Origin of the sequence: Acinetobacter sp. Ag2, assembly GCF_001005515.1 — a bacterium.
Classification (GTDB): domain Bacteria; phylum Pseudomonadota; class Gammaproteobacteria; order Pseudomonadales; family Moraxellaceae; genus Acinetobacter; species Acinetobacter bereziniae.
Genome location: NZ_LBNA01000053.1, coordinates 74551 through 95770, shown reverse-complemented (window position 1 = coordinate 95770; position 21220 = coordinate 74551). Strand labels below are relative to the sequence as shown.

The 21220-nt window shown below is 39.3% G+C and carries 20 protein-coding genes; 10 read left to right on the top strand and 10 right to left on the bottom strand.

Features of this window, described 5'->3' with window-relative positions; all coding sequences use genetic code 11:
* The first annotated feature begins 37 nt into the window (after positions 1–37).
* The 6 genes from AAV97_RS13815 (at position 38) to AAV97_RS13790 (ending at position 5772) form a co-directional block, all read left to right on the top strand.
* Positions 38–1597, top strand: coding sequence for a helicase HerA-like domain-containing protein (locus AAV97_RS13815; protein ID WP_009586069.1), 1560 nt, complete (start codon positions 38–40; stop codon positions 1595–1597).
* A gap of 289 nt (positions 1598–1886) precedes the next feature.
* Positions 1887–2648: a globin domain-containing protein gene (locus AAV97_RS13810; RefSeq protein WP_009586035.1), complete on the top strand. Its 762-nt coding sequence runs from the start codon at positions 1887–1889 to the stop codon at positions 2646–2648.
* Between the two features lie 163 nt (positions 2649–2811).
* Positions 2812–3159: a hypothetical protein gene (locus AAV97_RS13805; RefSeq protein ID WP_009586041.1), complete on the top strand. Its 348-nt coding sequence runs from the start codon at positions 2812–2814 to the stop codon at positions 3157–3159.
* Between the two features lie 73 nt (positions 3160–3232).
* Positions 3233–3673 carry an RrF2 family transcriptional regulator gene (locus AAV97_RS13800; RefSeq protein ID WP_004825199.1) on the top strand — a complete coding sequence of 147 codons (441 nt, stop codon included), beginning with the start codon at positions 3233–3235 and terminating at the stop codon, positions 3671–3673.
* Between the two features lie 155 nt (positions 3674–3828).
* Entirely contained in the window at positions 3829–4683 is an 855-nt protein-coding gene (yihA, locus tag AAV97_RS13795; protein WP_004825201.1) for a ribosome biogenesis GTP-binding protein YihA/YsxC, read from the top strand.
* Between the two features lie 141 nt (positions 4684–4824).
* Positions 4825–5772: a metal-dependent hydrolase gene (locus AAV97_RS13790; RefSeq protein WP_004825204.1), complete on the top strand. Its 948-nt coding sequence runs from the start codon at positions 4825–4827 to the stop codon at positions 5770–5772.
* 113 nt (positions 5773–5885) lie between these two features.
* Here the strand turns inward: AAV97_RS13790 and AAV97_RS13785 are convergent, their stop codons facing one another.
* Entirely contained in the window at positions 5886–7124 is a 1239-nt protein-coding gene (locus AAV97_RS13785; RefSeq protein WP_046760895.1) for a dicarboxylate/amino acid:cation symporter, read from the bottom strand.
* 148 nt (positions 7125–7272) lie between these two features.
* Positions 7273–8148, bottom strand: coding sequence for an acyl-CoA thioesterase (locus AAV97_RS13780; protein ID WP_005034152.1), 876 nt, complete (start codon positions 8146–8148; stop codon positions 7273–7275).
* Positions 8149–8437: 289 nt separating this feature from the next.
* Here AAV97_RS13780 and plsB point away from each other — a divergent pair, with 289 nt between their 5' ends.
* The gene (plsB, locus tag AAV97_RS13775; protein ID WP_009586070.1) at positions 8438–11023 is read left to right on the top strand and encodes a glycerol-3-phosphate 1-O-acyltransferase PlsB; all 2586 of its coding nucleotides are present in this window, start codon (positions 8438–8440) and stop codon (positions 11021–11023) included.
* A gap of 506 nt (positions 11024–11529) precedes the next feature.
* Here plsB and AAV97_RS13770 read toward each other — a convergent pair.
* Positions 11530–12306, bottom strand: coding sequence for an NAD(P)H-binding protein (locus AAV97_RS13770; RefSeq protein ID WP_046760863.1), 777 nt, complete (start codon positions 12304–12306; stop codon positions 11530–11532).
* A 46-nt stretch (positions 12307–12352) separates the two neighbouring features.
* Here AAV97_RS13770 and recG point away from each other — a divergent pair, with 46 nt between their 5' ends.
* Together recG and AAV97_RS13760 are read left to right on the top strand one after the other, a co-directional pair.
* Positions 12353–14398 (top strand): ATP-dependent DNA helicase RecG, encoded by a 2046-nt coding sequence (gene recG / locus AAV97_RS13765; RefSeq protein ID WP_046760862.1) that lies wholly within the window; start codon positions 12353–12355, stop codon positions 14396–14398.
* 175 nt (positions 14399–14573) lie between these two features.
* Positions 14574–15215 carry a ComF family protein gene (locus tag AAV97_RS13760; RefSeq protein ID WP_046760861.1) on the top strand — a complete coding sequence of 214 codons (642 nt, stop codon included), beginning with the start codon at positions 14574–14576 and terminating at the stop codon, positions 15213–15215.
* A gap of 45 nt (positions 15216–15260) precedes the next feature.
* Here the strand turns inward: AAV97_RS13760 and AAV97_RS13755 are convergent, their stop codons facing one another.
* Together AAV97_RS13755 and AAV97_RS13750 are read right to left on the bottom strand one after the other, a co-directional pair.
* Entirely contained in the window at positions 15261–15656 is a 396-nt protein-coding gene (locus AAV97_RS13755) for an NUDIX hydrolase (RefSeq protein ID WP_010590771.1), read from the bottom strand.
* Positions 15657–15776: 120 nt separating this feature from the next.
* Entirely contained in the window at positions 15777–16373 is a 597-nt protein-coding gene (locus tag AAV97_RS13750) for a TIGR00730 family Rossman fold protein (protein WP_009586053.1), read from the bottom strand.
* Positions 16374–16531: 158 nt separating this feature from the next.
* On the opposite strand from AAV97_RS13750, the gene AAV97_RS13745 reads away from it, so the two are divergent.
* Positions 16532–17545: a magnesium and cobalt transport protein CorA gene (locus AAV97_RS13745; protein ID WP_004825220.1), complete on the top strand. Its 1014-nt coding sequence runs from the start codon at positions 16532–16534 to the stop codon at positions 17543–17545.
* Between the two features lie 119 nt (positions 17546–17664).
* Here AAV97_RS13745 and AAV97_RS13740 read toward each other — a convergent pair whose 3' ends face one another.
* The 5 genes from AAV97_RS13740 to AAV97_RS13720 are packed head-to-tail and all read right to left on the bottom strand — an operon-like array spanning position 17665 to position 20902.
* Positions 17665–17952: a hypothetical protein gene (locus AAV97_RS13740; RefSeq protein WP_004825222.1), complete on the bottom strand. Its 288-nt coding sequence runs from the start codon at positions 17950–17952 to the stop codon at positions 17665–17667.
* A 34-nt stretch (positions 17953–17986) separates the two neighbouring features.
* Complete coding sequence (locus AAV97_RS13735; protein ID WP_004825224.1) at positions 17987–18610, bottom strand: MlaC/ttg2D family ABC transporter substrate-binding protein; 624 nt, start codon at positions 18608–18610, stop codon at positions 17987–17989.
* Between the two features lie 20 nt (positions 18611–18630).
* Complete coding sequence (locus AAV97_RS13730; protein ID WP_004825227.1) at positions 18631–19308, bottom strand: outer membrane lipid asymmetry maintenance protein MlaD; 678 nt, start codon at positions 19306–19308, stop codon at positions 18631–18633.
* On the bottom strand, positions 19308–20087 hold the full coding sequence (mlaE, locus tag AAV97_RS13725; RefSeq protein WP_004725633.1) for a lipid asymmetry maintenance ABC transporter permease subunit MlaE: 780 nt from the start codon (positions 20085–20087) through the stop codon (positions 19308–19310). Before mlaE ends, AAV97_RS13730 begins: the two co-directional genes overlap by 1 nt.
* Entirely contained in the window at positions 20084–20902 is an 819-nt protein-coding gene (locus AAV97_RS13720) for an ABC transporter ATP-binding protein (RefSeq protein WP_004825229.1), read from the bottom strand. The genes mlaE and AAV97_RS13720 overlap by 4 nt, the downstream gene beginning before the upstream one ends.
* Positions 20903–21220: the final 318 nt, after the last annotated feature.

Below are 21220 nucleotides of genomic sequence, written 5' to 3'. Positions count from 1 at the left end.
TAAGATTCGAACTTAGATCAAAGCTATAGGAATAACAATGGGCACACCAATCGTCATTGCAAAAAAGACCTCAGATTCCACTCAAGATATTGTTCTACACTCACAATTTGCCAATCGTCACGGACTCATTGCAGGTGCGACAGGTACTGGTAAAACCGTAACCCTAAAAGTGCTCGCTGAAAGTTTTTCCAGAATTGGTGTTCCAGTATTTCTTGCTGATGCCAAAGGTGATGTATCAAGTATTGCCAAAGCTGGCTCAAGCAATCCTAAATTCGATGAACGCATTAAAAGCTTAGGTATAGACAGTATTCCTTTTGCCGCATCACCAACCATTTTTTGGGATTTATTTGGCGAACAAGGACATCCTATTCGCACCACCATTTCAGAAATTGGTCCCTTATTGTTGGCTCAAATGTTGAATTTAAATGATACCCAAGAAGGTGTGCTTTCAGCTGTGTTCCGTGTTGCAGACGATCAAGGTTTATTATTGATTGATTTTAAAGATTTAAAAGCCATGTTGACTTATGTCAGCGAAAATGCTGCTGACTTAAAAGCTGAATATGGCAATCTCTCTCCAGCCAGCTTAGGTGCAATCCAACGTAATTTATTGGCTTTAGGAGATCAAGGCGGACAGCGTTTTTTTGGTGAACCAAGCCTAGACATTATGGACTTTATTCAAACTGATTCAAATGGGCATGGCTACATCAACCTATTGGCTGCGGATAAGCTGATGAATACACCAAAGCTTTATGCAACCTTTTTGCTGTGGATGCTTTCAGAGTTATTTGAAAAGTTGCCTGAAGTCGGTGATTTAGACAAACCTAAATTGGTATTCTTTTTCGATGAAGCTCATTTATTGTTTAATAATGCCAGTCCAACATTGCAAGAAAAAATCCAACAAGTGGTTCGTCTGATTCGTTCAAAAGGCGTGGGTATTTATTTCATCACTCAAAGCCCACTAGATATTCCTGAAAATGTATTAGGGCAATTGGGAAATCGGGTACAACATGCATTACGTGCATTCACCCCCAAGGATCAAAAAGCAGTAAAAACAGCTGCAGATACTTTCCGTACCAATCCTGAATTCAAAGTTGATCAAGCCATTACAGAGCTGGCAGTTGGTGAGGCACTCATTAGTTTTCTGGATGAGCAAGGCACCCCCCAAATTGTAGAGCGTGGTATGGTTATGCCACCCTACTCCTCTTTTAGCCCAATCACACCTGAAGAACGTAAAGCTCTGATGGCACAAAGTATTGTGGCGGGTGTTTATGACAATGAAGTGGATCGTGACAGTGCCTATGAAATGCTTCAACGTAAAGTGACCGACAACACACAGCAACAAGTTGCCTTTGAAGCTGCCGCACAACAAGCCAAACAATTGGAAGAACTCGCAAAACAGCAACAAGTCCTAGACAAACAACAAGCCAAAGAGCAAGAACGTTTACAAAAAGAAGAAGCCAAAGCCGCCGCTGCTCGTGCCAAACTGACGCAGGATGTCATTGGTACATTTGCCAAGAGTGCAGCCAGAACACTTGGCGGTCCAACAGGACAAAAACTGGTACGTGGCTTATTAGGTTCGTTATTTGGTGGGCGTTAATTCTTTTAAACACATCTATGAGGAGCGTTAACGCTCCTTTTTATTTCCCATGCTTTAACCACATATATTACTTATTTTGATATTTGCTTTTTCCTTATCATTTGCTCCGAACTTATATAAGAACTTTCATGAAAATCTAAAAATAAATTAAGTTATTTCAAGCAATAAGGCTTAATCTTAAAATAAACCATAATTATTTTATGTCTTTTCAAATAGATGTATTGCAAATATTTTTAATAAGATGTATTTTAAATACATCTTATTAAGCCAGATAAAAAAGGTCTAGCCAATGACTCCACAGCATATTGAACTTGTAAAATCTACAGTCCCTGTACTTCGTGAAAATGGTGTTGCATTAACCAGCTATTTTTATAAAAGAATGTTGGGTAATAATCCTGAGCTGAACAATATTTTCAACTTAGATAGTCAAAACTCAGGTCGCCAACCTCGTGCACTTGCAGCAGCAGTTTTGGCTTATGCTGAGAATATTGAAAATCCTGCTGTTTTAGCAAAAGCAGTTCAGCATATTGCGACCAAGCATGTTAGCTTAGATATTCAACCCGACCAGTATTCAATTGTCGGTGAAAATCTACTGCATTCTATTAGCGAAGTTTTAGATGTGCCGATGGACTCTGAATTGATTGCTGCATGGAAAGTGGCTTATCTACAATTGGCAGATATTTTGATTGGTGTTGAAAAGCAAAAATATGAAAACCTAGTTGCTCAAAATGGCGGTTGGGCAGGTTGGAGAGCATTTAAAATTATCTCAATTGAAGTATCTGAAAACGGTAAAACCTTTACAGTAGAAGCAGTAGATCAACAGACAGTTGCCCAGATTCATGGAGGCGAATTCATTTCAGTAAAAGTAAAAGTACCGCAAAAAGATATTGAGCAACCACATCAATACACTGTCCTTCAGGCGACTGAAAACACTTATCAATTTGCTGTAAAGCCTGAAGAAAATCACACTGAATATTCGGTATCCAATATATTATTGAATCACTATCAAGTGGGTGATCAAGTCAAATTGACTGCACCACAGGTAAAATAATACTCAATGATATTCTCCGTAATGTATGGTGCCTGATTAATCCATACATTACGATGCTTTGAATAGCTCAAAATCTCTACACTATCGTTGATCTTTTTGCGCTTTAACTTTTAAATCAATATTTATACACTGATACTTATATTGATGAAGCAGAGTTCAGATCATGCAACGTATCATATTGATTCTCAGTCTAAGCATTAGTTTGTTATCTTTTTCAGTGGCTAGCCATGCAACTGAAATAAAATCTTCTACGCAATGTAAAGATCAAGCAATCAAACAAGCCGCCAAACTTTTAGAGTTTCATTTTGGTCCAGATGATCGTATTGAAATTCAACCAGAGGTCAAAGCGCTTCCATCTATCGTCAACCCACGTAATAAAAAGCAAAGATTCGATGTATTAGAAGTCTGGGGCTACATATATAAAGGTCAGTATCGTATGCGCTTTGAGTATTATAGCCAAAGTGATTGCATACTCATGGGACAAGAGATCCTCGAATATGCCAATTTGTAGACAACATATCTTTCATTGTCTATTCACGCTAAGATAAACATGCAATCTGTTCATGTCCAATTAATTTAAATCTATGCAACTTAATAAATTTACCGACTATGCCTTACGTATTTTGATGTACATCTCTCTTCCAAGAGATACACCTTATACGATTGCCGAAATTGCACAAGACTTGAATGTTTCACAGAATCATTTGGTTAAAATTGTGCATTTTATGGGAAAACAGGACTGGTTAATTACCACGCGTGGTAAAGGTGGAGGTTTACGCTTAAACCCTGTAATTCTTGAGTTTCGATTAGGGCATATCGTGCGCATCCTGCAAGGTGATGCACAAATCGTAGAATGCAATACCCCACCATGCGTCCTTCGCCCTCGTTGCGGTTTAAAAGGTATTCTAGATCAGGCAGTTGAACAGTTTTATCAGAGTTTAGACCAATATACGGTTGCCGATGTTTTAAATGCCCCACCACAAACTACCATTGTTAACTCTCCTATTCCAAACTTGAATGTTTAAGCATTTGGATCTCAATTGAACTGTTTTAAAATTATTTTAATGTCTTCATTTAAATAAGCGCCTCAATCCCGTTTGAATTATCTGTGTCAAAATTCGCTTGAATCTTCGACTTCCTTTATAATGTCCCTTGTTTATCCATTTATTGAAGTTGAAGTATGCATCGCAGCAGTGGAAAGTCTAAAAATAGTAAGGCATCACATGCCCCTAAACAGAAAATCAGTTATGAAAAAAAGGCTGATCCTGCGATTTCGGAATATTCAACCTCATCTTTAAACTGGTTACGTAAAGCTGAATTCTTGATGAGTGCGCCAAAACTAAATCTTTGTGTAGAAGATACAGGCTATGAAATCGCCTTTGCGGGTCGCTCAAATGCTGGGAAATCCAGCGCCATCAATGCACTAACCAATCAAAAACAATTGGCACGCGCATCTAAGAAACCTGGTCGTACCCAAATGATTAACTTCTTTAGCTTGGGAAATCCAGACCAACGTTTAGTCGACTTACCGGGTTATGGTTATGCCGCTGTCCCTGAAGCAATGAAAATCGTTTGGCAAAAAGAACTTGAAAATTATTTGATTCATCGGAAAAGTTTACAAGGCTTAGTTTTATTGATGGATATTCGCCATCCTCTGCAACATTTTGATGTCATGATGTTGGAATGGGCATATTCTCGTCATTTGTTTGTACACGTTCTACTCACTAAAGCAGATAAGCTGAATCGTGGTCCTGCCAATAAAGCCTTGTTAGAAGTACAGCAACAACTGAAAAAGATGAAGCTGAACTTTTCGATTCAACTGTTCTCATCACTGAATAAACAAGGTTTAGAAGAACTCGCTTCTGTGATGGCAGGTCGTCTAAATTACACCTTAGATAAAACTTTAGGCTTTGATCTCGATGCGATTCCAGAACTCAGTGCTGACGACATCGAAGATGAGTTTATCGATCAAGATGCTGAAGCAGACCTTGATGTTGAAAATATTGATGGAAATATAAATGAAAAACCAGAGTAACAACTAAAAATCCTCTTGTCTGACAAAATTCATCACATATTGATACTTCAATGTCCTAAATTGCTAATAACTATTTAGGACATTTTTTTATACTTGAATAAATAAAGTGTGAAATCACCAAAGAAAAATTAGGACACTGTGATGAAGTTACTCGCTAAATTTAAAAACAGTCGGATTGGATCGTCTATTCAGTACCACATCAAACCACGTAAAGTGAAGTTTGAATGGCAAGACACACCAGTCGATTGGATTCCAAATCAGCCTTTTGTCAGCTACTTTATCAACGAGATCAACAATATTCTTCCTGCGGGTGAGTTTTGGTTCTGCCGTTTATACAACCGCGTTTTACCCAAAGTCACAGATGAAAAACTTGCAGAAGATGTTCGTGCTTTTATCCGCCAAGAAGCCATGCATGCACAAGCACATGTGTCAGCAAATAAAGAATACTTAACCGTTCGCCATATTGATATTCAAAGAAATCTTGAAATTATGGATTTCTTGTTTGGAAAGTTACTGGCAGATCAACCACTTGGTTTCAAAGTTCCTAAAGTTCTTGATCATCAATGGGATTTGTTCCGTTTAGGTATTGTGGCAACAGTTGAGCATATGACCTGTGTATTGGGTAAATATGCACTTTATAATAAAAAATGGGCTGAATTAGGCGCAGATCCAAACATGCTCGATTTGGTCAAATGGCATGGTGCAGAAGAGATTGAACATCGCACAGTTGCATTTGATTTATATCGTCACTTAGGTGGTGGTTATATTTCACGTTATTATCAAAGTGTGATCGTGATTGCTGCCGTATTAGGTTTATGGGTAGATGGTGCTGCACACATCATGGGACAAGACCCACGTTTTGCAGACAAAAAGCCAGCATTCTATAAACCTTGGATTTGGCGTGAATGGGCAAGTATTGCACAATCTGACAATCGTTTAATGCCACACCCGCTTTGGTTGGTTTCACAGCAGTTGGGCTACTTAATGCCATGGTACGACCCTGTACATGAAGCCAAAACTGAAGATGCAATTGCCTATTTAGATCAATCGCCTGCTGCAAAACGCGCTTTGCCTAGAGTTGCAGCATAGGGACTGCTCAAGCCTAAATAGTACTGAAATCAAAAAAGCAGGATTTAAAGTCCTGCTTTTTTTATACTTAACACTTTAAAATAAGTGCATAACGCTTCTGTCTACATCCCGTACTAAGATGAACTTTCCATATCTCGGGTATGTCGATCAACGACAACACTGATCATCATATCCCCTTGCACATTCACTACAGTACGCACCGTATCGAGAATTCGATCAATTGGTAATAAAATCGCAATCGCCTCAGCAGGCAAGCCCACAGACTGTAAGACCATAATCATGGTGACCATACCTGCACTTGGGATTCCTGGGGCACCTAATGATGCAATCATCGCTGTCAAACACACAATAATTTGTTGGGTAATCGATAACTCCAACCCCATAAGGTTCGCAATAAATAATGCTGCTGCTGCTTCATAAAGCGCGGTCCCATCCATGTTTAACTGCGAACCGAATGGAACGACAAAACCTGCAATTTGTGGACGTACCCCTAAATTTTCTTGGGTACATTTCAGACTTAAAGGCATTGTTGCTGAACTTGAACTGGTCGCAAAAGCCGTGATTAATGCCGCGCGCGTTCCTTTGAAAAAAGTGATGGGATCCATTTTCCCAAAAATCCATAACAACAGCGGTAGAACCACCACGCCATGAAATATGGTTGTCCCGGTAACCACAATCGCAAACTCAGCAAGACGGCTCAAAATAGAGATGTCTTCTGTTGCAATCAGCTTTGCCATCAAGGCAAAAATACCAATTGGCGCAACTTTCATTACCCAACCCACCAACATCATCATAATGTCAAAAAATTGACGTGCCAGTTGTTTGATTGAATTAAAACGTTCTCCACCCTGCACCAATGCCAAACCCAATAACAATGCAAACAGTACAACCGCCAAAACATTGCCATCGCTAAAAGCCTTAAAAGGATTAATTAAGGTGTTTTGAATAAAATTGGTCAGAAATGAACTGGGTGTTAATGAATCAGGGCTTTTATGCTGACTCATAGCATCTTTAAACAAGTCAATATCTACACCCTGCCCGACATGGAAAAAGTGAGTGGAGACCAAACCAAGAATCAGTGCCAAAGTGGTGGTGGTTACACAGCAAGCTAAAGTAATTTTCCAGACACGGCTTAACTGGCTGCCTGCTTCTAAATTAGAAACCCCAACTAAAATTGAACTGAAAATTAGCGGTACCAATAGCATTTTGAGTAAACCAATAAAAATACTGCTGGCGATACTCAAAGTATAAATACTGCCGTCTAAAAACTGAGTATCAGGGAATTGGTTTAACAGAAATCCAAATGCCACACCAAGAATGGCGGCAATTAAAATTTGGGTATTTAAGCTCATCGTCATTGACTGTTATATATTTTCACATTTTAAACTATGCCATTGAAGTTATTTAGAATCGAGCATTTTTTTGTCACAAGCTCTGCTAAAAAATAGAAAAGCCATCAATGATGATGGCTTAATTGTTTATGGTTTAATCCTGAATGGTTTATTGTGTTTCGATTTCACGTACACGCATCAGACCTTCCTGAACAGTACTACACACCAATTCACCATTTTGCCACATCCGTCCAAAGTTTAGACCGCGTGAATTTGCACTGACCGTTGCATCCATGTCATACAGCATCCAATCATCTGCTTTGACAGGCTTATGAAAGTAGATCGCATGATCAATACTCGCACACTGCAAACTTGGCGAGAGATAATTTAAACCGTGTGGACGCAATGCAGTCATCATCAAGGTATAATCTGAATAGAAGGCAACAATCGCCTGATTTAATGAAATATCATCTACCAATTCCGCAGCTAATGGCTCATGTGTACGCAAATAATGCGCATACGATGGCGCTTCTGGCTGCGGTTGAAAAGGATTGGTCACATTAATCGGACGAATTTCTACCTGACGTGGACGCATAAATGCAGCACGAATGTTTTCAGGAATAAAACTGATTAAGTTTTCTTTTAATTCCTGTTCAGATTTTAATGATTCTGGATCTGGATATTCAGGTTCAGCAATTTGATAATTCAGCCCCTCTTCAGGTGTTGCAAATGAAACCATTGCTGAAAAAATAGTACGCCCATGTTGAATGGCACGCACTTGACGACTTAAAAAGCTTTTACCATCACGCAAACGATCTACTTCATAAATAATCGGGGCATTAATATCCCCACCATATAAGAAGTAGGCATGCAATGAATGTACAGGACGGTCCGCAGTATATGATGCTGCTCGTAGCGCTTGCCCTAAAACCTGTCCACCAAAAACACGTTTGCCCACTAAGTTTCGGCTTTGACCACGGAAAATATGTTCTTCAAGTTTTTCTAGCGTTAAAAGCTCTACAAGCTCTTGGGTTAAAGCATTCATAAGTGACCTATCTATATACTGACTTTATTCAAATGGATAGAATAAAGTATTCATATTTTAGAGATTTAACTCTATTTTGCCATAAATCCAGAGTGATAAACTAAACTTTCATAAACTATGCTGTCACTTCTCTTGTCTAGCTGGATTGTTTAAAATACGATTTTTAACGATAAAATCTGACAAGAAATAGTGAATTTGTCAGAAAATGACATCCTGTTCTGTGCTTCAATTACAGAAACTTTATTTTTATACGCTGTATTGCGTGATTCACCATTGGCTAGGAGTATTTATGTCCAAGAGTGGCTTTGGTCAAATGTATCGTCGACTTTCGAGTAAAATACTTGACCTTGTGGTAACCCCACATGTTCTTGGAGAGGTTCCTACAGAAACTCCAACGCTAGACCAGTCAACTGATCGCCCTGAAAATAATACATCAACACCTCAGAAAGTAGTGTGTTATGTATTACAGAATTACTCTAGAAGTAATGCTTTGGTCGTTGATGGTGAAACACGTCGTTTACAACTTGCGCCAGCCCTTGATCCACTAGTGATTGGTGCAAACCGTGAAAAAGCGGCGATTCTGTTTTTACAGCATCAGGATGAAAATAATTATTTTAACCCTCCTGAGCATGCATTTCCGCCACGTTTACTCAGATTGATTGAGTCTCTGGATCAAGATTCGAACTTAGACATTGAGCTGATTCCTGTGACAGTATTGTGGGGACGTTCACCTGATAAAGAAGATTCTTGGTTTAAACTTTTGTTTACCGACACTTGGGCGACACCAAGTAAAGTCAAACAATTGATGAATATCGGCTTACATGGTCGTCAGTCCTTCTTAGAGTTTCATGAAGCACAATCACTGCGTGGCTTAGTTGAACATGCAAAAATCCATCATCCCAACATTTCTCCAGCAACCTATATTGTCAATCAACTCAATGACTTTCTAGATCGCCAGCGAGAAGTTATCCTTGGACCAGATTTATCTGATCGTCGTAATGTGATGCAATCTTTGATCAAAGCACCAGATGTCCAAGATGCGATTCGCAAAGAAAGTGTTCGCTCTAAAATCAGTATGATTGATGCTGAACGTCGTGCCATCGGTTTTGTCAACGAAATTGCATCGGATTATTCCGCTTCGGCTGTACGCTTTGCCGATATGGCATTAACCCGACTATGGACGCAACTTTACGATGGTGTTGAAGTACATAACTTCAATACAGTACGTGAATTGGTCAAAGACTATGAAGTGATTTATACCCCATGTCATCGCAGTCATATTGACTACTTGCTGTTGTCTTATGTGATTTATAAACGTGGTTTGATGGTGCCGTATATTGCCGCTGGTGATAACCTGAATATGCCATTTGTGGGGCAATTGCTTCGTGGTGGTGGTGCATTCTTTATTCGTCGCTCTTTCCGTGGTAATGCTTTATATACATCAGTGTTTAAAGAATATTTATTCAGCATTCTTTCTCGTAATACGCCACTTGAATACTTTATTGAAGGTGGGCGCTCTCGCACAGGACGCTTATTACCTCCTAAAACAGGGATGTTGGCAATGACGGTACATGGTCACTTACGTGGTCGTGCCAAACCGATTGTTTTCATTCCAACCTATGTGGGATATGAACGCTTGATGGAAGGCGCAACTTATGTGGGTGAAATGAATGGTAAACCCAAAGAGGCTGAATCCATTTGGGGGATTGTACAAACCCTGAAAAAAATTGAGCGTATTTTTGGTAAAGTACATGTTAACTTCGGCGAACCTGTGTTTTTAGACGACTTATTGAAACAGCATGGTGCAGATCAAATCCGCATTGAACACAATGATGCGCCGATCCCTCAAGAAGTATCCAATGCAGTCAACAGTTCTGCCAATGCCATTTTAGAAAATATTAACCGCGCTGTAGTGATCAATCCTGTTTCGCTGTTATCACTTATTTTATTGGCGACACCAAAACACACTTTGGATGAAGAAATCTGCATCAAACAACTGGATACTTATCGTAAGTTATTGACGGCAATTCCTTATGATCAACGCACTCAGGTGACACCACTTTCAGGTAAAGAAATCATTGCTTATGGCATGAAACTGAAATTGATTAAACGGGTTCAGCATGTACTGGGTGATATTATTGCGATTGAAGATAATCAAGCTATTTTACTGACCTACTTCCGCAATAATATTTTACACGCCTTTGTACTTCCATCATTGATTGCTGCTTTGGTCGAGCATAATGGTAAAATCAGCCAGACTGATCTGCTCAATGTGATTCGCACACTATACCCATTCTTAAAAGCTGAATTGTTTTTAAAATGGAAAGATCATGAAATCAAAGCTCAAGTGACTGAATATGTCGATGCTTTGGCACAAGCAAATTTAATTTTTGTCGATGATGAAGGCTTTATCTTTAGCCCTGCGCCAAACTCTGAAGATCACAATCAACTTGCTGTTTTAGCTGCACCTGTTCGTCAAAGTCTTGAACGTTATTACATGACGCTTGCGCTTATTACTCAGCGTGGCTCTGGAAATATCTCAATTCGCCAAGTTGAAGAATTAAGTCATTTGGTTGGACAACGTTTATCCGTATTGTATGAGTTCAATTCACCTGAGTTCTTTGATAAAGCTTTATTCCAAAGTTTTATGAAAGTGTTAATTGAACAAGGTTATATTAAAACCAACGAAGATCATGCAATCGTTTTTGATGAGCAGTTCAGAAATGTTGCTCAATATGCCAATTTGGTACTGGATGATGTGACCTTACAAATGCTTCACCACATTACCTCGTTTACCGATGAGGAGCTAAAAGAGGCGTTAGATGCTTTAGCTGCACAACAAGCCAAGAAGCGTTTAAAACGCAAGAAGAAATAAATGTCAAACACCCTTCTCCCTTTGGGGGGAAGGGGGATGATTAGCTACTTCTCTCCGATTAGGAAATGGGAAATTATAAAAATGTGAATATTTCTATCAAAGAATCTCTCTTTGTTCAGGTTACATTTATATTCATCACCTGCTGATCATCTTTATTCTTAGGCTTTATAGCTATAGTCAAACCGCCTGATTATTCATACAAGTGATTTGGATGATTCATTTATTTTGTACTTTTGAATCATAAACAGTCTTGCTATCACGAGGCGACATGGATGTCGCCATGTTGAGCGGGGGTATTAGGATGTACCCCTCGCTCAACGGAAGATTTTTGTTACTTTTCATCTCTGAAAAGTAAAGTATCGCCTACGCAAAACAATTTAAACTTTAGAGCTAAAGCGTGGCTGTGCAAGCTTTAGATCATCAAACAATATATTGATCGCTTTAATCTTATTGATCAAGAGAAATGATATTCTACTGTATGAATTTTTCAACAGATTGACTATATCTTAATGCATTAATTTAAACCCACTTGCCAACACCCTCTCCGCAAAAATTTTCTTTCCCGACTCCCGATCACTTTCTAAAGCCAACTCGGATAAATTCAATTCGCGCTGAAGATTTAAAATTTTTTCATGCAAAGGTTGCGGCTTATTATTTGTACAAATATATGATTTTTCAGGATGTTCCACGTGAAGCAAATACGCTAAGAAATTGGCAAGATCATCAATATGGATTCGATTTGACCAATGAATATTTGGATAACTTCGAGTCGTTTCTGCAAGTTTTGCCATTCTCATTGTAGACATGCCATAAATTCCTGTCGGTCGAACAATCACACATTCAACAGGGTAAGCCTGTCTCCACAATTGTTCCATTTCTAGCAGTAAATGACCTTGTTCATCACTCGGAATAATTACAGAATCATCGGTGATTACTTCACCCTGATTTTCTCCATACACCCGTGTAGATGACACCACGATGATACGTTTCACTGGATGATTTCTCAGTGCCTTGACGATGGGTTGCACAGAATCTACATAGGTGTGCTGATACATGTCTAGGGCATTGAGCGAAGTATTTCGAGAAGGTGCGAGTGCGACATAGACCACATCCACAGCTTGAATATGTGACAAGTCGAGTGCATGAATATCCTGCATCAAGTGCTGAGCAAAATCATCCGCTTTCGGGCTACGGCTAACTGTGGTAATTTGGTGATCTTGCTGAAATAATTGTTTAGCAACACGTTGTGATGTTTTACCATAACCTACAAATAGAATATGCATGACACGACCTATTCTTCAAAATCAATCAAACTTAAGCTGAGGGGACATGGCAGCAGTTCATCAATTACAAGGGGTTGGCAATGCTGCAGCTGCCTTACTTGAAAAACTGAATATTTTTACAACAGATGACTTGCTGTTTCATTTGCCACGGGATTATGAGGATCGTAGCACGATCATTGCCATGAACCAATTACAGGTAGGTCGGAGTTACTTGTTAGAAGGTGTTGTTAAATCTATCGACATGCCACCTGGTAAACGTAAATCCATGGCGATTTTATTACAAGATGACTTTGGCAAAGTCACGCTACGCTTTTACCATGTTTATAAAGCTTTAACTGATCGAGCGAAAGCAGGCAATCGCTTAAGAATATTTGGTGAAGTGCGAGTCGGTGCTCGTGGCTTAGAACTTTATCACCCAGAAATACAACTGATTACCGAACATACACCGCTTCCTAAAACACAATTAACGGCAATCTATCCCGCTACAGAAGGTTTAACCCAGCCAAAATTACGTGACTATGTCAAACAGGCACTGAATCAACATGCAGATGAGCTTCCTGAATTATTGCCAGAAAAATTCACCAATGGTTTTGCGCTCAAAGAAGCACTGGAATATATCCATCACCCTCCCGTAAATGCCAACATGCTACAGCTTGCGCAAGGTGCTCATCCTGCTCAACAACGTCTGATTTTTGAAGAACTGGTTGCACACCAAATTAGTTTGCTCACTCGACGGGCATATATTCAACAAATTGCGGCCCCATCTTTTTCGCCAAGCAAAAAATTTGCCAAAGCCCTGTTGGCAAGTTTGCCCTTTGAAATGACCGATGCGCAAAAACGTGTATCGAATGAAATCGCCAAAGACCTGAAACAAAATAAACCGATGTTACGCCTTGTACAGGGTGATGTGGGTGCAGGTAAAACATTGGTTGCAGGTGTTGCTGCTTGTCATGCGTTGGAAGAAGGTTGGCAAGTTGCACTGATGGCACCGACTGAAATCCTAGCGGAACAGCATTATTTAAACTTTAAAAAGTGGTTTGAACCTTTAGGCTTAAATGTTTCTTGGCTCTCAGGCAAACAAAAAGGTAAAGCACGTACAGCAGCTGAGCAGACCATTAAGGATGGAACAGCCAATGTTATTGTAGGTACCCATGCTTTATTTCAGGACAATGTTGAATTTGCCAAATTAGGCTTAGTGATTATTGATGAGCAACATCGTTTTGGTGTAGATCAACGTCTGGCGCTACGCAATAAGGGCGTGGACAACACCACTCCTCATCAACTGGTCATGACAGCTACCCCGATCCCTCGCACACTGGCAATGTCTGCCTATGGTGATTTAGATACCTCTGTCATTGATGAACTTCCACCAGGACGAACACCGATTCAGACCGTCACGATTCCACTTGATCGACGTGAAGAAGTATTAACAAGAATTGCCACCAATTGTGCTGAGGGTAAACAGGCGTACTGGGTCTGTACACTGGTTGAACAATCTGAAACCTTGGATGCACAAGCAGCAGAAGCAACTTATCAAGAAATTAAACAACGCTTTCCAAACCTCAATATCGGTTTAGTGCATGGCAAAATGAAAGCTGACGACAAACAAACTGTAATGCAGCAATTCAAAGACAATGAATTACAACTTTTAATTGCCACTACAGTGATTGAAGTGGGTGTCGATGTGCCCAATGCATCGATTATGGTGATTGAAAATGCTGAACGGCTTGGGCTTTCACAACTCCATCAATTACGTGGACGTGTAGGACGTGGTGCAACAGCAAGTTTCTGTGCACTGCTTTATAAAAACCCACTGTCTCAAAATGGACAAGAACGGTTAAGAATTATGCGTGAAACCAATGATGGATTCATCATTGCCGAAAAAGATTTAGAAATCAGAGGTCCTGGAGAATTACTGGGAACAAAACAGACTGGAGATATGGGATTTAGGGTTGCCAAACTTGAACGAGATGACCATTTGCTCAATCAAGCGCATTATGTGGCAGCCCAAGTACTTAAAGATTTTCCAGAAAGCGCAGAAGCATTACTCAAACGTTGGCTCCCTGAAGCACCGCGATATGCTTATGTTTAACATAACGAAAATAGAATGATTTAGGCTTTCGACTACACTAGGATTTTGCAATACAATTTTCACAATCGTGATGATTTATCGTCTTCATGGATGTCGTCAAATGAAAAGTTTTTATTTGAAATTGCTGATATGAATGGATCATCGCTGAAGCTTGATCAAATAAAGATTAGAAAACATGCTCCAATTTATCCATCAACTGCTCCATAAAGGCGTTCAATGTATTTCTCCATGCTTACTGTGCGGCATTGACCAACAACAAGCTCACTCCTTATGTCAAGACTGTTGGAATCAACTCCCTTGGTACAAACAATCCATAGAGCGACATGAACAACAAATACTTTGCGCACATCACTATGATTTCCCAATTGATCGCATCATTCAAACGTATAAATATGAGCAACAATTACAATATCAAAACGTGCTTGCACATAGTTTATTGAACTTAAGATTTTCCAGAGTTCAAGCGATTGTTCCTATGCCCATTTCAACCGAGCGCCTTAAAGAACGGGGTTATAACCAAATGTTGATTGTGGCTAAAATTATGGCAAAACAATTAAAAATTCCTGTTTGGCAACCCGTGGTTCGACAAGCTCAACATTCACAAAAAGGCTTAAGTCGAGTTGAACGACTGGAAAACATTGAGCATCAATTTCGAACCATTCAATCCGAAAAGAGAAAATATAAAAAAGTATTGATTGTGGATGATGTGGTCACAACAGGAAGTTCAATTCATGCCCTCACCCAAGCTTTACAACGCTTGGGCTGTCAGCAGATTTCCAGTCTTTGTATTGCAGCAGCACATCCATCTATGAAATGATCATTGCAATGATTTAAAGAATAATGCTTGTTAAATTCATTTGACTTAGCTTAAAAAATTTTCCTTACACCAAGGGATCACCACTTCTCTTGTTAAGGGTGCCAATAACGTCTGTTGATCGTCTAAATCAATCCACTTCATTTCAGCAATTTCTGCATCAATTTTCGGTGCATCAGGTAAATTAACTTGATAGACATAACTCACCAACTGATGCCCTGCCTCATTCGCAGCTGAAGTTTCAAATCGACCAATATAGTGTTTAATCTCAGCTTGAACACCTATTTCCTCTGCGATTTCACGTAACATGGTCTGTTCAGGTGCTTCATTGGGTTCCAACTTCCCACCAACTTGCATAAAAAACTGTGTATTCTTTTTTCGTACCAGTAATAATTGATTTTGATTATTTAAAATCACAGCGGCAGCTACAGTAATTACATTCATCATTCTAAGGAACATTAAAAAACACAACATATTGTGACATTAATAAAATTAAAAACAATATATTGTGTTTTAAAAATTAGCGAAACAAACTGAATAAAGCACTAATCAGTAAATTAAGTTTTAATCTAATTTTACCAATTCCTCGCGCTCTTTAACGCCCCACTTTGGTTCTGGTGCTTGATAGGCTTTAAACTGAGCCAAAATATCCTCAATTGATGCAGAATGAATCAATTGGTTTGTAAATCTCGCCTTAGAAAATCCTTTGTCTGTGGTCAACTGTATAAATTTCAACAAATCATCATAAAACCCTTCAACATTTAAAAATGCACATGGTTTTAAATGAATGCCGAGTTGCGCCCAAGTCCATTGTTCAAAAATTTCCTCAATCGTCCCAGCACCGCCTGGTAATGCAATAAAGCCATCAGACAATTCAGACATTTTTGTTTTACGTTCATGCATATTTTTCACAATATGAAGTTCAGTGAGCCCGGGATGTGCCAGCTCACGATCTACAAGACCTTGAGGAATCACACCAATTACCTGACCACCTGCCGCCAATGCGCTGTCAGCGACGATCCCCATTAAGCCTGAACGCCCACCACCATAAACCAATGTTTGACCATGCTTGGCGATAGTTTCACCAGTCAGTTGTGCAACATCAGCAAAAATCTGATCTGTACCTAAAGATGAACCACAAAAAATAGCAATAGAATTCATAAATTTAACCTAATTTTAATTTAGTCATGCTAAAAATATAGACGAACAATAAAGATTTTTTTTACAAAAGAGCGTTGTAAGCAGTGTTTTTCCTAAAATCCTTGTCTAAAATACACACATCAAATTGACACCACACTGCGCAAGGGAGAAAAGACACAATGCTTGAAGCCTTTTACGCCACTGAGCGCGGTAGCTTAGAAGATGCAACCATTAATGGTGGATTCGACCTACATCCTGAATTGGTTTGGGTTGATCTTATTGCACCTTCACAAGAAGAACAAGAATGGGTTTTAGATGCCTATGAGCAAAACTTACCAACCCTCAAATCTTTAGAAGACATTTCATCTTCTGCACGATTTTACCGTGATGATGATGGTATTCTACATATCAGTACGTATTTTTTAACAAAAAATAAAAATTACCAAGTTGAGGGTGATCCAGAAGACACCTCGAATATGCTGGCAAATGTACAAACCGTTGCTTTTATCTTGCATAAAGAGCGTTTATTTACTTTGCGCGGAGAGAAACTGGTTGCCTTTCGTGCCTTCCGTGCACGTGCTCGACGTAATGATTATGAAATCGACTATAAAGATCCAACTTGGATTCTTCTCGGTTTACTCGAAGCGAAACTTGATGAGCTTGCGGATATCTTGGAAGATATCCACAGAGATTTAGAACTGTACTCTACTGAAGTCCTCAACGTACGTCATCGTGAGATGATTCTCGACCTTGATGACATGATTACACGTCTTGCACAGAAAGAGGACATGCTTGGAAAGGCACAGCTCTGTTTAATTGATTTACGCCGTGTTCTCACCTTCTTATCGCGTCCTCGTGCATTGGGTAGTCATATTTATGATGCTGATATCCGAGAGTTAAGCGAAGACGTACGTTCTCTTGTTGAACATGATGCCTTCCTGTTTCAAAAAGTCCGCTTCTTACTCGACACGACTTCTGGATTCATTAACACAGAACAGAACGATACGATTCGTCGATTCTCGATTTTACCCAGCATGCTTGCACCACCCATGTTGATCGCCAGCATCTATGGAATGAACACTGAAATTCTTCCTTTTGCGCATGGGCATTGGAGTTTCTACGTTGTTATTTCATTGTTGATCGCATTTTTTGTTGGTCCATTGGCTTACTTTAGATGGAAAAAATGGATCTAAAACTACTGGGTTATATGACTTTTTCAGCATAAGCGATGAATTTTTTAATCAGTATTTTAGGACACAAAGTTCAATTCAATAAAAAAGCACCTGATGGTGCTTTTTTATTGAGAAGTGATTTAAATCAATTTCAAATCATCTTGCAAATGACAAGCCTGAATGATTTTCATCATTTTTTCTGGCACTGCTTTAAATTGTAACCCTTGTAAATCAGGGGTTTGACGCAGCCATTGTACAAAGACAGACAGTGCAAGCGTACTACCATGTTCAAGCTGAGACAGATTTACCGTCAATGGAAAGTTTTTCTCACTTTGAATAACTTTCAAGCCATTTAAATAATAACTTTCTGCATTTTCATAAGCAATTTTACCACTGACATATAATTCCTGATTCTTAAATTCAATCACTTGCTTACACCTATCTTAGCTCAATGAGATACGCTTATTTTTTTACAGCAGCATCTGCATCTGGTTTAAATGTCGCAATGGCTTTATCGATATTACCGCCATTACGTTGCACATTTGCCGCAAATTGATTACGGAATTGCAAACCTAGATCAATACCAGACACATTTAAATTACGCACTTTCCATTGGCTACCTGCATCAGATAATTGGAAAGAAACTGGAATTTTTTCACCGTTGTTATTGAAATCAATCGTCACAACAGGGAATTTGCTATTGGTCGCTTTATAAGGACGCATTGTATAGGTCTGGTTTGAATACTTCGCAAAAGCACTACCATAGTTTTCAATCAAGGTATTACGGAAGTTTTGTTCAAATTGAGCACGTTGCGCTGGTGTACTGCTATTGGCATAAGTCCCCATCACGATACGTGTAAAAGCTTGACCATCTACAAACGGATCAAGATTCTGACGGACAATCGCTTTCACCGCAGCTGGATTATTTTGTAATTTACCATGCTCTGCTTTTAGGCGTGAAATCAAACCATCAGCAACACGTTTAACAAAGGCAGGCGGTGCTTCCGCTGGCGCAGCTTGAACAGCTGTAGCGACCATCGTAGCCAAAACACTTGCAGTCAAAGTTTGTTTTAATAACATATTCATTTCAATAACTCCTCTAATGCTTATTCAACGAATGAAGTTTGAGCATCAGTTGTTTCAGTGGATGCAGATGTGTCTTTAGCATCTGATGCGCCAGTCGATGTCTTTCCAGCACCACCCGTAATAAATTTGGTAATCAAATCTTCTAGATCCATCGTACCTTGTGTATTGGCAATACTTTCACCGCGTTTAATATAGTTAATGCCGCCACCAGGAACGATTTTCAAATATTTTTCGCCTAAAAGACCATTGGTTGCGACCATTATGTAAGCATCTTCATCAATATTTGTGATGGATTTCATGTTACTTAAAAGTTGCGTTTCCATTTCTTTTTGTTTCTCAGGCGTAGCTGCCTGATAATCTGCACTGTAATGCAAATCACCTAAAGCATTTTCTTTGACTTTTTTCAGCTGCTCAGCATTAAACGTCGTCAATGAACCATCTAAATCAAATTTAACTGTCGCTTGACGGGTCACTGGATCAAGTGTAATTGCATCAACTTGACCAATTTTAACACCACTCATTGTAACTTTTGCACGTGGTTTTAAACCATTCACATTGTCAAATGTTGCAGTCATTTCATAACTGTCTTTTAAGTTTGTGCCGACCAAGCCACTCACTTTCATTGCTAAAAAGAATAGAGCGATACCAAAGATGATGACAAAAACACCTACGGTCAACTCACTAGTACGTGATTTCATTAAACACCTCCGAACATGACCGCAGTCAACACGAAATCAAAACCTAAAACACATAGTGATGAATACACAACAGTACGTGTTGTAGATGTTGCGATTCCCTCAGATGTTGGTTCACAGGCATAGCCTTGATACACCGCAATCCAAGTACAAATTAAAGCAAAGACTAAACTTTTGATGATGGTGCCGTTAAAGACATCTTTCATAAATTGGGTGCTGCTTAAAATGCCACTCCAATACGAACCTTCGTCTGCACCTAGAAAATCTACTCCAACCATTTTCCCGCCCATAATGCCGATTGCGGCGAAAATGACAGAAAGCATTGGTAAACTCACAATACCTGCCCATAAACGTGGTGAAATTACACGTTTCAAAGGATCAACACCGATCATTTCCATACTGGATAATTGTTCTGTGGCTTTCATCAAGCCTATTTCAGCAGTCAAAGCAGAACCTGCACGACCTGCAAAAAGTAAGGCAGCGACCACGGGTGCAAGCTCACGCAACAACGTCAAAGCTACAGCAGCGCCTAGCATCGCCTCACTACCAAAAGTCACCAAAATGTTATACATCTGTAGACCTAGAACTGCACCGATAAATAAACCAGATACAGCAATAATCAACAAAGATAAAACACCGACACGATACATTTGATAAATGAACAGCTTTACGCCCAGTATTGTGGGAAGCGAAAATAAGATTCGCAATAACATCAGCATTGCTACACCAATGCCTTGAACACGTTCTAGAACGCGTCTACCTAATAAGGCAATAGCATTCATGAACTCACCTCATTGCTTAAATAAGCTTGATGGCTAAATTGATAATCCACAGGTCCTTCAACAGATCCTGTTAAAAATTGCTGCACAAATGGAGAAGCATGTTGTTTTAATTGCTCAGGCGTGCCTTCACCTTGTACTTTGCCTTCTGCCACCACATAAATATAGTCAGCGATAGACAATGTTTCATCCACATCATGTGAAACAATAATCGTGGTGAGATCTAGTGCCTCTCGTAATGAACGAATTAAACGTGTTAAAACACCCATCACAATCGGATCTTGTCCGGCAAAAGGTTCATCATACATGATCAAATCTGGATCAAGCGCAATGGCGCGTGCCAGAGCAACACGTCGATTCATCCCGCCTGAAAGCTCAGCAGGCATAAGTTTTTCAGCACCACGCAAACCGACTGACTCTAGTTTAAGCGCGACTAATTCTGCAATTAAATTTTCGGGTAAATGTGTATGTGCGCGAATTGGAAATGCGACATTTTCATAGACCGTCATATCTGTAAATAATGCACCACTTTGGAAAAGCATCCCCATACGTGCGCGAGCAGAAAAAAGCTCACTACGTGACATTGAGGCAATGTTTTTTCCATCAAGTAATACTTGCCCCTCATCAGGGCTTAGCTGACCACCAATCAAACGCAATAAGGTCGTCTTACCCGTACCTGATGGACCCATGATTGCAGTAATTTGCCCACGACGAATTTTTAAATCCACGTTGTCGTAAATTACACGCTCACCACGGTTAAAACTTAAATTTTTAACTTCAATTAAAGCTTCAGCTTCGGAATGGCTTTGCTTATTCATAGCTGAACATTTTCCTGCATTTACCAGCTCAGATACTATACTCTGAAATATCTGTATTTTTTGTAATTAAAAGATAAAACTACGGCTTTAAACTCATATGTATTGTTTAAATAATATCATTTAAATCAAATGCATTGTTTTTTTACTTCTAAATTGCAGTGTTTTAATTGTACAACGCCAGCTTATTTGAAAATGAAGCTATAAAAGAAATAACCTACATTGGAAATCAATAAAGCTGAAAACATGTATAACATAATTGCCTCAAAAAAACTCATCGCCTTCATTTCAGACTCAATATCTCACAGAATAGAACAACCT